This window comes from Streptomyces sp. NPDC004647 (assembly GCF_040609575.1).
Taxonomy (GTDB): domain Bacteria; phylum Actinomycetota; class Actinomycetes; order Streptomycetales; family Streptomycetaceae; genus Streptomyces.
On record NZ_JBEXKU010000003.1, the window covers coordinates 55,812 to 68,475 of the forward strand.

Consider the following 12,664-nt stretch of genomic DNA (forward strand, 5'->3'; position numbering starts at 1 on the left):
TGTTGAACGAGCGCCGGGCCCGGGTGAGCAGTCCGGGGCGCGGGGGCTCGCCCGTACCTCCGGAACTCCCGGCGCTGGTCACGCTCCCGGGCTGGGTGACGGCTGTGGTCATGGCTCCACGGCTTTCTGCGGATCGTGCGAGAAGGAAGGGGTCGGGCCCGCGGCGGGGACCGGCTCGGCCGGCCGGGCGCGTGGGTCCGCCCCGCGCGGGGCGGGGCGGACCCTCGGCCGGCCGAGCCGGGACCTCTCCCAGCGGTCACGCCGGGAGAGGGGTTCGGTTACCGCCCGGCGATCTCGTAGTCCTTGATCAGCTTGGACTTCCACTCGTCGGCGAGGGCGTCGAGCCCGGCCTTCGGGGTGGCCTGGCCGCGCAGGATCTTCACGTAGTGCTGGTCGAAGGCGACGAAGAGGTCACCGACGCCGGGGATGGCGGGGCGGGCCTTGGAGGTGGCCAGCGCGTCCTGGAAGGCCTTCTTGACCGGGTCGGCCGTCACGTCCTCGGTGTACGCCGACTTGCGGGTCGGCAGGGTGCCGAGCTCGGTGGCGGTGTACTCCTGGCTCTTCCGGGAGGTCATGAACTTCACGAAGAGGTAGGAGGCGTCGAGGTTCTTCGAGCCGCGGTAGACGGTGTAGTTGTGGCCGCCGATGGGGGCCGCGCCCTTGCCGGTGGTGCCCGCGGGGACGGAGGCGATGCCCAGGTTCTTCTTGTCCTTGAAGGCCTTGCCGGTGTAGTCGTCGGCGGTCGACCAGGGGCCGTTGATCACCATGGCGACCTTGCCGTCCTTGAAGGCCGTCTGCATGTTGACGTAGCCGTCGGTGGTGGCGGGCTTCAGGGAGACACCCGACTTCACCATCTTCAGCGCGGTCCGCATGCCCTTGACGGCCTCCGGCGAATTCACGGTGATCTTCTTGCCCTTGACATCGAGCATGTCGCCGCCCTCGCCGTAGAGGAACGGCAGGGAGAAGTAGCCCTCGGGGTTGAGCTGGGTGCCCGCGACGCCGGTCTTCTTCTTGATCTTCTCGGCGGTCTCGATGAACTCGTCCCAGGTGGCCGGGGCCTTCTCGATGCCGGCCTTCTTGAAGAGCTCCTTGTTGTACAGGAGGCCCAGGGTGTCGGTGACCTGCGGGACGCCGACCGTCTGGCCCTTGTACTTCGCCGTGGACAGCGGGCCCGGCAGGAAGTCGTCCTTGTTCTCCAGGGCCGCGGTGCCGTCCAGCGGCTGGAGGTAACCCAGGTTGGCGAAGCCCGCGGTCCAGCCGACGTCCGTACGCATCACATCGGGTGCGCCCTTGCCCGACTGGGCGGCGGTCTTGAACTTCTGCTCGGCGGCGTCGAAGGACACCGGCACCTGCTTGACCTTGATCTTCGGGTACTTCGCCTCGAAGTCCTTCACCAGCTTCTTGTACGCCGGGCCCTCGGCCTCGTTGGAGGTGTCCCACCAGGTCACGGTGCCGGAGACACTGCCCGGGTCCTTGGCGGCCTTCGAGCCGTCGCCCCCGCTGCCTCCGCTGTCGCCACCGCAGGCAGTCGCCGTCAGAGCCAGCACGCCGGCCACGGCGGCGACCGATATGCCTCGACGCATATTGATCTCCTCATAGAAGTGGCCCGGTCGTCCTCGGCAGGGAACTGCCTGAAAGGACCTCGGGTGCCGCCGTCCCTGGCGGCCCGGGCTGGGGAGGAAAGTAACAGGGTTGCAATCCCTTGCGAAAGACCTTGCAGAAAGAAAACAGCCGGGTTTCCGGGCTGTGACCTCTCCGTGTCCTGGGGGTTGACCGTGGTCGTTCAGGCTCGTACGGTCTCGGTCGCGGCAAGTGGCTGATTTCTTGCTGCAAGAACCATCATCAATGGCCTTACGGGCATGGCGCGTTGCCACGAGGCTGCTCCGTCACCCGCACCTCCCTGTGGAGGAGGATCCATGGCCAGCAGACGACTCAGCAGATCACCCGGCGGACCGCTCCGCGGAGCACTCGGTGAACCGGTCGGTGAACCGGTCGGTGGACCGGTCGGTGGACCGGTCCGCGGATCGCTCCGAGGACCGGTCGGTGTGCCGCTCCGCAGCCCGGCCGGCAGAGTCCTCGCCGCCGCCGTCGCCCTCGTGGCGGGAGCGTCGGCACTCGCCGCACCCGCCGCGCTCCCGCCGGCGCAGGCCGCCCCGCCCGGCGCCAAGGACGTCACCGCCGTCCTCTTCGAGTGGCGCTTCGACTCGGTCGCCCGGGAGTGCCGGGACACCCTGGGCCCGGCCGGCTATGGCTACGTCCAGGTCTCGCCGCCCCAGGAGCACATCCAGGGCGGCCAGTGGTGGACCTCGTACCAGCCGGTGAGCTACCGGATCGCCGGACGGCTGGGCGACCGCGCCGCCTTCAAGAACATGGTCGACGCCTGCCACGGCGCGGGCGTCGAGGTCGTCGCCGACTCGGTGATCAACCACATGGCGTCGGCGTCCGGCACGGGCACCGGCGGCTCGTCGTACACGAAGTACGGCTACCCCGGCCACTACCAGTCGCAGGACATGGACGACTGCAGGTCCAGCATCGTCAACTACCAGGACCGGGCCGATGTGCAGAACTGCGAGCTGGTCGGCCTGGCGGACCTGGACACGGGCGAGGAGTACGTCCGCTCCCGCATCGCCGGGTATCTGAACGATCTGCTGTTGCTGGGCGTCGACGGCTTCCGTATCGACGCCGCCAAGCACATTCCCGCGGCGGATCTGTCCGCGATCAAGGGCAGGCTGAGCGATCCGGGCGTGTACTGGAAGCAGGAGGCGATCCACGGAGCGGGTGAGGCGGTCTCACCGAGCGAGTACCTCGGCACCGGCGATGTGCAGGAGTTCCGCTACGCCCGTGACCTCAAGCGGGTGTTCGACAACGAGAACCTCGCCTATCTGAAGAACTACGGCGAGGGCTGGGGATACATGCCCGGCGGGCAGTCCGCGGTGTTCGTCGACAACCACGACACCGAGCGCGGCGGCGACACCCTCAGCTACAAGGACGGCGCCGACTACACCCTGGCCAATGTCTTCATGCTGGCCTGGCCGTACGGGGCGCCGGATGTGCACTCGGGCTACGAGTTCACCGACCGGGACGCGGGCCCGCCGAACGGGGGCACGGTCAACGCCTGCTGGCAGGAGGGCTGGAAGTGCCAGCACAAGTGGCCGGAGATCGCGAGCATGGTGGGCTTCCGCAACGCCGTGCGCGGGACGCCGGTCACCGACTGGTGGGACAACGGGGGCGACTCCATCGCCTTCGGCCGCGGCGACAAGGGCTTCGTGGCCATCAACCATGAGAACGGCGCGGCGTCCCGTACGTACCAGACCTCGCTCCCGGCAGGGGGCTACTGCGATGTGCAGAGCGGCCGCGGGGTGACGGTGGACGGCTCCGGCCGGTTCACGGCGACGCTGGGCGCGAACACGGCGGTCGCCCTGCACGTCGGGGCGCGCAGCTGCTGAACGACACCGGCGCGGCTGAACGCCAACCGGCGCGGCTGGCATCGTTCCGCGCCGGTGCGTTCGCGCCTCCGCCTCCCTCCGCGCCCCGCCACGCACCTCCGCCGCCCTCCGCACCTCCGCATCCCCCCGCGCGCCGTCGCCTTGCGTCTTTGACGTCCCGCCGCTTTTCGGCCGCCGCTCACGCCCCCGGCCGCCGTGTGGCCCCCTCTCCGTACCTCATCAAGGCATCAAGGAGCCCTGTCCGTGATACGCCCCTCTCCGCGCAGAACGGCCGCTGCCGTAGCAGCAACCCTGTGCGTGGCGCTCGTGCCCGCCGTATCGGCGTCGGCCGCCCCGCCCGCCCCGCTCTCCGCGACAGCCCCGGCCGCCCCGCTCTCCGCGACAGCCCCGGCCGCCCCGCTCTCCGCGTCGGCCGCGCCCGCCCCGCCCGCCTCGCCCTCCGAGGAGTCGGTCCTCGCCACCACCAAGGCCGAGGCGCAGTGGATCGACCGCGACACCGTCGTCTGGAAGGTCGAGGCGACCGATGCCACCCGCCAGCAGCTCGTCTACACCCGGGGCTCGTCCCAGGACGGCGCGCCGGCCGGTACGAGCCACCGACTGCGGATGACGCCCTCCTCGCTCACCGACGCGCAGAAGGCCAAGTACCCGCACCTGAAGGACTATCCGGCCTTCACCGTCGACCCCCGCGACCGGGACCGCGTCCGTACCGCTCTGCGGAGCCGGCTCCTCGCCACCCAGCGGGCTGCCGACGGCGCGCTGCTCGCCGCGACGGGCGTGCAGATCCCGGGCGCGCTGGACGATCTGTACGCGGCCCGCGCGTCGAAGGCGAAGCTCGGCCCAGTGTTCCGGAACGGCCGCCCCGCCCTGTCGGTCTGGGCCCCCACCGCGCAGAAGGTGTCCCTGGAGCTGGACGGCCGGACCGTCCCGATGGCCCGCGATGACGCGAGCGGCGTCTGGAGCGTCACCGGCCCCAGGAGCTGGCGGGGCAAGCCCTACCGGTACGCCGTGACCGTATGGGCCCCCTCTGTCGGGAAGCTGGTCACCAACAAGGTCACCGACCCCTACTCCACGGCGCTGACCGCCGACTCGAAAAGCAGCCTGGTGGTGGACCTGGCCGACCCGGGGCTCGCTCCCCAGGGCTGGTCGAGCATGAGGAAGCCCGCGGCGGTCCCGCTCCGAAGCGCCCGGATCCAGGAGCTGCACATCCGCGACTTCTCGATCGCGGACAGCAACTCCGGGCACCCGGGCGAGTACCTGGCCTTCACCGACAGGACGTCGGACGGGGTCCGGCACCTCAAGAAGCTCGCCGCGTCCGGCACTTCGTACGTCCACCTCCTCCCGGCGTTCGACATCGGCACCATCCCGGAGCGCAAGGTAGACCAGGCGGAGCCCGGCTGCGACCTCGCCTCGTACGCGGCCGACTCCGGGAAGCAGCAGGAGTGCGTGGCCAAGGCCGCCGCGAAGGACGCGTACAACTGGGGCTACGACCCGTTGCACTACACGGTCCCGGAGGGCTCGTACGCGAGCGATCCGGACGGCACCCGCCGCACGGTGGAGTTCCGCCGGATGGTCCAGGGCCTCGGCCGCACCGGTCTGCGCACCGTCATGGACGTCGTCTACAACCACACCGTGGCGAGCGGGCAGGACGAGAAATCGATCCTCGACAGGATCGTCCCCGGCTACTACCAGCGCCTGCTGGCCGACGGCTCGGTCGCCACCTCCACGTGCTGCGCCAACACCGCGCCCGAGCACACCATGATGGGCAAGCTCGTCGTCGACTCCGTCGTCACCTGGGCCAGGGAGTACAAGGTCGACGGCTTCCGCTTCGACCTCATGGGACACCACCCGAAGGCGAACATCCTCGCCGTCCGCAAGGCCCTCGACGCCCTCACGGCCGCCAAGGACGGCGTGGACGGCGTGGACGGAGAGAGGATCGTCCTGTACGGGGAGGGCTGGAACTTCGGCGAGATCGCCGATGACGCCCGCTTCCAGCAGGCCACACAGAAGAACATGGCGGGCACCGGCATCGCCACGTTCTCCGACCGCGCCCGCGACGCGGTGCGCGGCGGCGGTCCCTTCGACGAGGACCCGGGGGTGCAGGGCTTCGCCTCGGGCCTGTTCACCGACCCGAACGAGTCGAAGGCCAACGGCTCTCCGGCGGAACAGAAGTCCCGTCTGCTCCACTACCAGGATCTGATCAAGGTGGGCCTGACCGGCAATCTGAAGGACTTCGCCTTCACGGACTCCTCGGGCAAGCGCGTCAAGGGCTCGGACGTCGACTACAACGGCGCCCCGGCCGGGTACGCGGCCGCCCCCGGCGACGCCCTCGCGTACGCCGACGCCCACGACAACGAGACGCTGTACGACGCGCTCGCCTTCAAGCTCCCGCGCGCCACTTCGCCGGCCGACCGGTCCCGTATGCAGGTTCTGGCGATGGCCACGGCGGCTCTGTCACAAGGGCCGGCGCTCAGCCAGGCCGCTACGGATCTGCTGCGCTCCAAGTCCCTGGACCGCAACTCCTACGACAGCGGCGACTGGTTCAACGCCATCCACTGGAATTGCGCGGACGGCAACGGCTTCGGCCGCGGGCTTCCCCCCGCGCCGGACAACGAGCCCAAGTGGCCCTTCGCCAAGCCGCTCCTGACCTCGCCCGCGCTGAGCCCCGGCTGCGGGGACATCACCGCCGCCTCGGCCGCGTACCGGGACCTGCTGAAGATCCGTGGCACGGAGAGGTCCTTCGGACTGTCCGCGACCGACGAGGTCCAGTCGGCCCTCTCCTTCCCCGTCTCGGGCAAGAACGAGACGCCGGGCGTCATCACGATGCGGCTCGGCACCCTGGTCGTGGTCTTCAACGCGACACCCGAACGGCAGGCCCAGAAGGTCCCGGCCGCGGCGGGCGAACCGTACGCCCTGCACAGCGTGCAGGCGGAAGGCCGGGACGCGACAGTCAAGTCCTCGTCCTACGACCGTGACTCCGGCACCTTCGGCGTCCCGGCCCGGACGGTGGCGGTGTTCGACCGAAGCTGACCGGTCCGTGGCCCGCTGCCTTTCGCCCGCTCGATGGCCGACGCGCTGAACAGCCGGGCCCGCCCTTCCGACTGCGGGCCCGGCCCACCGGCTCTGGTCAGCTCTCCGTGCGTCACCGATACGGGTGGTCACCGGGATCCGGCGGCTGGTGTTCGTGCGCAGGATCCGGTGTATCTCCGGGGTCAGGAGGGCTGGGCGCACCGAGGCTGTTGCGATGTCTCCGCCACCGCCACCGCCACCGCCTCTGCTGGTGCCGGGGCCAGGGTGATCAGGCGGGAGACGAGGTCCCCGAACGTTCCGTTCACCGGTTCCTGCGCGACGATCCACCGCACCAGTGCGGCGGCCTCCTCGTCGTACGCCGCGCTCACCGCCACCAGTGCCATGAAGTCGTGCACCAGCTGCAGTTCCAGTTGGTCCCGCGGCATCTCCCGGCCGTCCAGCCACATCAGCGCCGTCGTCTCGGCCACTCCGATCCAGGAGCGGACGGCCAGAGCGATGCGCGGGCCGGGTGCCGTGACGCCCAAGTGGGCGAGCATGTGGTTGTAGGCGGCCTGCCGCACCTCGTCGATCAACGCGTTCGCCCGCTCCGGACCGACGGATGTGCCGCCGCGCAGCAGCGCCGAGAAACCGGGGCCGTGCTGGTCGACGAAGTCGAAGTAGCGGCCCATGACGCGCAACAGCCGGGCGCCCAGCGGACCTTCCTGCGGTTCGGAGAAGCGTCTTGTCAACTCGTCGGCGGCACGCTGCACCACCTCGTCGTACAGGCTGTTCTTGCCGGGGAAGTAGTGGTAGACGAGCGGCCGCGATATGCCCGCGGCGGTCGCGATCTCGTCGATCGACACCTCCCCCGGGGGGCGTTGGCTGAACAGCTCCTGTGCCACGGCGATCAGCTGCTCGCGCCGTTCCTCAACGCCCATCCTGCGGCGCACCCCAGTCCTCATGCTTCACACCCTAACCGCCGGGTCGCGGGGACGTCAGGGCCGTTCGCCGGTCGCAGGGGCGGACCCCCGCGAGCCCGCCGGACCGCATAAAAGCGCAGATCAGCACCCTTGTCCTGGTCCCGGCCCGCAGCGCCGCACACGACAGCAGCGCCGCACACAACAACCGGGCCGGCGCGGGACCTTGTTCAGTGCAGGGCGGAGAGGTGCTCCCCGTCCGCGAGCCGCCCGTCCAGTTCGGCACGCGCGCCGCGCTCGGCCGGAAGGGCCAGCAGACTGCCGCGCACGCTGCCCAGCGCCCCGCCCGACGCGGTGATCGACGTCACCTGGGGGCTGCCCGCGGCCAGTACGTACCACTGTCCGCCCCGGGACTTCCACAGCACGCCCGCCAGCACCCGGGGGGCGCGCGGGCCGCAGGCCGTGGAGTTCCCGGCCTGCGCGGCCACCACGTCCTCGGCGGACGGCTTCCCGGCGGACGGCTTCCCGGTGGGCGGCTGGAAGTGCGCCATCACCCGGCTGCCGCCGCCCCGCCAGGTCTCCGCGCGCGTGCACACCCAGGCCGCGCTGCCGCCGCCCCCGCCGGGCAGCGGCTGGGTGGCGAAGTGCCAGGAGTTCACGGCCCGTACGCCCAGCGAGCGCACCGCCGAGAGGTGGCAGACGGTACGCGCCCAGCTCGCGCGCGCCGCGCTGCCCGTCACGTCGCGCGGCTGCCCCGCGGGGTTGCCGTAGGTCAGCCTGGCGGGGGTCAGCTCGCCCAGGTCCGTCACCAGGTGCGGCAGGGCCGACCCGCCCTCGGTGGCCGTGGGCGCTTCCATCCCCGTGGCCGTACGCAACTCCAGCGCGGACCAGGTATGGCAGGTCGAGGCGGCGACAGGGCTCGGCACGGGATCGGTCACCCCGTCCCCGGTACGGTGCAGCGGCCGCGCCCCGTCCGTGGGCCGCAGCAGGTCGAGCACCCGGGAGCCGGAGACCCAGGGGGCGGTCAGATAGCGGACATTGCCGTCGGTACGGCCCACCACGAGAGCGGTCGCGGACGTGGCGTCCGCCCCGTCCGTCCGCGCGAAGTCCAGCACCGCGCCGCCACTCTCGCCGTCTTTCGCCTCCGCGTAGCGCACCACGCGCAGCCCGTCGTACAGCAGCACCACCGCAGCCCGGTCCACCTCGCCCGCGTAGAGCAGCTGCGCCGGTCCGGGCGGTGGGCCGGAGGTCGTGCCGAGGGTCGCGGACACCTGCACCGTCCGGCCCGGACGTGCCCAGACGGCGAGGGCGCGGCGCAACAGCTCCCGGTCCCCGGTGCGGTTCCCGCGCGCCGGCCAGGTGGAGAAGTCCGTACGGTCCGAGGCCAGCCAGGTGCCGGGCGGCGCCTTCGTCAACGAGGCCGGGTCCAGGGCCTTTTCTGAGGCCGGATTCCGGGCGTACGGCGGCGCGGCCGCTCCGTCCGGGCCCCAGCCCCCGCCCGGCACCCCGAGCAGCGCGCCGCAGACGATGACCGCGGCGGCGGCGGCGAGGGCCGCCCGCAGATGCTGGCGGCGGCGCAGCAGATCGGTGGGCCGGGCCTGGAGGGAGCACGGGTCGAACTCCGGTGACTCCAGGAGCAGTTCGTCCCGACTGCCGCTCGGTACGGCCAGGTCGTCCGCCTCCGCCAGGGCTGCCCGCGCGTCCCGGGCGCCGGCCTCCTCCAGCAACCCGCGCACCTCCCGGTCGGTGAGCCGCTCCAGCGTGCGCAGCACGTACGCGGCCCTCGCGGGGGAGGACAGCGCTGACAGCGCCTGGTCCAGGGCGAGTTCATCGGCACCGCCCGAACGCGGGAACAGCCGCAGCCCCCAGACATGCGGAAACAGCGGGGGCAGCTGCGCGCGCCGGGGAAGCTGCCAGCGCCGCCGTGGCCGCCCGGCGGCCAGCGCGGCCCGCAGCACCCGCAGCCGTACGAACGCATAGCCGACCGAGCCCGCCGCGCCACGCGCCCGGCCGCCGGACTCGTCCGTGCGCTGCGCGGGAAGGCCGGGCTGGGTGCCGCCCGCGCGGTTGCGGGGGAGCGCCCGCTGCGCGACGGAATGCGCCGTCAGCACCCTGCGGTTGCGGCCCAGGGAGGGCGGCAGTACGAGGTAGGCGATCCGGACGAGCCGTGCGTAGTTTTCGACGAGCGCGGCCTCGGCCTGCTCGAGCCCGACCGGCTCGGGCGATACGGCGGAAGGGGGCTGGGCGGCTGTCGCTTCCCGGGAAGTCACGTTCAGCAGAACGAGCGAATCGTCCGATGGTCACCTGAGGGTGAACGACGCCGCGCGGCGGTCGCGGCCGACGATCGTCGACTTCACGTGACGCAGCCGGGCCCGGCGCTCCATGGAGTGCCAGGGCCCTGACCGTTCCAGGCACCTGCCCATCGGGTCACCGGTCGGTGATCCGAAGAACTCTTTCAGGCCGCCTTGACTTGAACCATGGTTCAAGTCAGAGGCTGGTCACCAGTCGCACGGCGGCCGACCGGTCGCCGTGCTCCCGTGCGGAAGGCGGATGTGCCATGTTCGGAAGGTTTTTGTGGTGAACCTCTTCAAGCGCAATGACCTGGAGGCGATCACCACCGCCGAGCGCAGGAATCCGGGTGCACTCGCGATACTTCTGCTGGCCTCGACGCTCACCATCATGGCGGGGGCGATCCTCTCGCCCGTGGTGGAGGTGATCCGCAACGATCTCGGCGTCAACGGCACGCGGGCCGGTCTGGTTCTGACCGCCCACGGTCTGGCCATCGCCGTCTCCAGTCCCCTGATCGGCTGGATGATCGACCGGTGGGGGGTCCGCGTCCCGCTGGCCGCGGGGCTCGTGCTGTACGGAGTCGCGGGTGGCGCAGGCCTGTTCACCACCTCGTACCCGGCACTGCTGGCCAGCCGGTTCGTCTTCGGTATCGGCGCGGCGGCGGTGTTCAGCGGTACCACCGTGGCCATGCTGTCGCTCTACCGCGGGGCGGAGCTGGACCGGGTGATGGGCTGGCGCGTCACGGCGGTCAGCCTGGGCGGAGTCCTCTGGCCGCTGCTGGGCGGCGCGCTCGGCGGGCTCTCCTGGCACGCGCCCTTCGCGGTCTATGCGCTCGGTGTTCCGATCGGTATCGCGGCCCTGCTGACACTGCCGGGCGCCCGGGCCGAGGGCCTGGGCCGGAGCAGGAGCGGCGGAATGCTGACGCTGCTGCGGCGGTACCCCGCCCTTCTGGGCTTCTACGGGCTGATGCTGGCGAGTGGCATCATGCTCTACGGACTGATCGTCTTCCTTCCGCAGCAGCTGGCGCAGGCGGGGGTCGAGCACCCGGTCCTCGTCTCCTTCTACACCATGAGCGTCTCGGGGGCCATGAGCCTGGTCGGCCTCGTCTACGTGAGGATCCGGGCCAACCTGAATTACTCCGGTCTGCTCCGGCTGTCGGTCGCCCCGTGGCTGCTGGCCTTCCTCATCCTCGGCACCACGGACCAGCCCGTGCTTCTGCTCCTCGCACCGCTGCTGTACGGCATCGGCAACGGCATCGCGTTCCCCGCCCTGACCGTGCTGATCGGCGAGACGCCCCCGGCCGAGCTGCGTGGCCAGGCCACCGCCCTGTCGGGCACAGCCACTTTCGCCGGCCAGTTCCTCTCGCCGCTCCTGGTCGGACCGCTCATCGGGGAGCTGTCGCTGCATGCCGGATTCCTGGTGCTCGCCGGATTCGCAGCGGTGCTGCTGCTGATTCTGTTGCTGGTGAAGGTGCCCGCGCCGGGCGCGGAGCGGGCGGAGCCGGAACCCACGGAACGTACCGGGAAGCAGACACCGGTATCGAGCCGGTAGGTCGGCGACCGCGGGAACCACGACCGCGGGAACAACGACAGCTGGGGATCCGCGGCGTGCCGGTGTTCAGCGTGACCGAGTGACCCCCAGGGTCACTCGGTTCGCGGCTAGGACTCGAGAAGCCGCCGCGGACCCGGGCCCTGCTCGCCCAGTTCGTCGTACGGGTTGGCCAGCAGGCAGCGGTCGATCGAGAGACAGCCGCAGCCGATGCAGTCGCTGAGGTTGTCCCGCAGCAGCTCCAACTCCCGGATACGGGCGTTGAGGTCCTTGCGCCAGCACTCCGAGACCCGGGTCCAGTCCTCCCGGGTGGGCGTACGGCCATCCGGCAGCAGGGCGAGGACGTCCCGGATCGTCGCGAGCGGGATACCGACGCGTTGCGAGGCGCGGATGAAGGCGACCCGGCGGAGGGCGTCCCGGCTGTAGCGGCGCTGGTTCCCCGAAGTGCGCCGGCTGTGTATGAGGCCCTGCCGCTCGTAGAAGCGCAGGGCCGAGGCAGGGACGCCACTGCGGTCGGCCAGCTCTCCGACCGTGGCTTCCCGGGCATTCCAGGAAAGTTGGCTCACTCGGCAACTGTAGCTTGACTTGAACCCTTGTTTAAGTTGGAGGCTTCAGTCATGGAGCAGACAGAGGCGCCGGTGCTCCGGGCCCAGGGCGGCGGAGCGCTCTCCGGCGAGCAGCCGGAGCACGGGCCGCTCGCGGTGATAGCGGGACCCCGCCGCCGCGTCTCCTGAGACCTCCGCTCCCCGCACGTTTTTTCGCACTCGCGACGCGTACACGCGCGATATCCGCAGCATCCGAGGAGAATCTGATGTCCGACGCACCCATCCGACTGGCCGTCATCATCGGCAGTGTCAGGGAAGGCCGATTCGGGCCGACCGTCGCCCGGTGGTTCGTCGAGGAGGCCGAGCCCCGCGCCGACCTCGACATCGACGTCATCGATCTGGCAGACGTCAAGCTGGGCATGACGGCGCCCACGATGGATCCCTCACCCGGGACGGCCGAGGCGCTGGGACTCGTGAGCCCGCGCCTGGAGGCGGCCGACGCGTTCGTGGTGGTGACCCCCGAGTACAACCACAGCTTCCCGGCGTTCCTGAAGAACGTCATCGACTGGCACAACGCAGCGTGGAACGCCAAGCCCGTCGGGTTCGTCTCCTACGGCGGCGTGTCCGGCGGACTGCGGGCGGTGGAGCACCTGCGCCAGGTCTTCGCCGAGCTGCACGCGGTCACCGTGCGCGACACCGTCAGCTTCCACACCGCGTGGAGCCAGTTCGGCGAGGACGGCCGCCCGACCGACCCCGAGGGCTGCAACGCGGCGGCCAAGACCATGATCGACCAGCTCAGCTGGTGGGCCGAGGCTCTCCGCGAGGCCCGCAGCAAGCACCCGTACGGGACCTGAGCTGCACGGCGCGGCGGCCTCCCGCTGGACACTGCCCCGTTCGAACGGACTCTTGAGTC

7 protein-coding genes and 1 pseudogene are annotated in these 12,664 nt (G+C 71.0%); 4 read left to right on the top strand and 4 right to left on the bottom strand.

The window, feature by feature from the left end; all coding sequences use genetic code 11:
• Positions 1–278: 278 nt before the first annotated feature.
• Entirely contained in the window at positions 279–1,583 is a 1,305-nt protein-coding gene (locus ABZW18_RS02100) for an extracellular solute-binding protein (protein WP_356180739.1), read from the bottom strand.
• Between the two features lie 462 nt (positions 1,584–2,045).
• Here ABZW18_RS02100 and ABZW18_RS02105 point away from each other — a divergent pair.
• Positions 2,046–3,443 (top strand): annotated as a pseudogene (locus tag ABZW18_RS02105) (alpha-amylase family protein); the annotation flags it as partial.
• Positions 3,444–3,752: 309 nt separating this feature from the next.
• On the top strand, positions 3,753–6,473 hold the full coding sequence (gene pulA, locus ABZW18_RS02110) for a pullulanase-type alpha-1,6-glucosidase (protein WP_356181078.1): 2,721 nt from the start codon (positions 3,753–3,755) through the stop codon (positions 6,471–6,473).
• A 182-nt stretch (positions 6,474–6,655) separates the two neighbouring features.
• Here pulA and ABZW18_RS02115 read toward each other — a convergent pair whose 3' ends face one another.
• Together ABZW18_RS02115 and ABZW18_RS02120 are read right to left on the bottom strand one after the other, a co-directional pair.
• Entirely contained in the window at positions 6,656–7,414 is a 759-nt protein-coding gene (locus ABZW18_RS02115; protein WP_356180742.1) for a TetR/AcrR family transcriptional regulator, read from the bottom strand.
• Between the two features lie 185 nt (positions 7,415–7,599).
• Positions 7,600–9,639, bottom strand: a complete 2,040-nt coding sequence (locus ABZW18_RS02120) for a hypothetical protein (RefSeq protein ID WP_356180744.1) — start codon at positions 9,637–9,639, stop codon at positions 7,600–7,602.
• 307 nt (positions 9,640–9,946) lie between these two features.
• On the opposite strand from ABZW18_RS02120, the gene ABZW18_RS02125 reads away from it, so the two are divergent.
• Positions 9,947–11,209 carry an MFS transporter gene (locus tag ABZW18_RS02125; RefSeq protein ID WP_356180747.1) on the top strand — a complete coding sequence of 421 codons (1,263 nt, stop codon included), beginning with the start codon at positions 9,947–9,949 and terminating at the stop codon, positions 11,207–11,209.
• A 107-nt stretch (positions 11,210–11,316) separates the two neighbouring features.
• On the opposite strand, the gene soxR is transcribed toward ABZW18_RS02125, so the two are convergent.
• Complete coding sequence (gene soxR, locus ABZW18_RS02130; protein ID WP_356180750.1) at positions 11,317–11,772, bottom strand: redox-sensitive transcriptional activator SoxR; 456 nt, start codon at positions 11,770–11,772, stop codon at positions 11,317–11,319.
• A gap of 245 nt (positions 11,773–12,017) precedes the next feature.
• Between soxR and ABZW18_RS02135 the strand changes: the two genes are divergently transcribed.
• Positions 12,018–12,605 carry an NAD(P)H-dependent oxidoreductase gene (locus ABZW18_RS02135; RefSeq protein ID WP_356180752.1) on the top strand — a complete coding sequence of 196 codons (588 nt, stop codon included), beginning with the start codon at positions 12,018–12,020 and terminating at the stop codon, positions 12,603–12,605.
• The last annotated feature ends 59 nt before the right edge of the window (positions 12,606–12,664 follow it).

What these genes read in the sequence shown, in the direction of transcription:
- ABZW18_RS02115 (WP_356180742.1), bottom strand. Translation starts at nt 7,414, where the DNA reads ATGAGGACTGGGGTGCGCCGCAGGATGGGCGTTGAGGAACGGCGCGAG.
- ABZW18_RS02135 (WP_356180752.1), top strand. Translation starts at nt 12,018, where the DNA reads ATGTCCGACGCACCCATCCGACTGGCCGTCATCATCGGCAGTGTCAGG.
- ABZW18_RS02100 (WP_356180739.1), bottom strand. Translation starts at nt 1,583, where the DNA reads ATGCGTCGAGGCATATCGGTCGCCGCCGTGGCCGGCGTGCTGGCTCTG.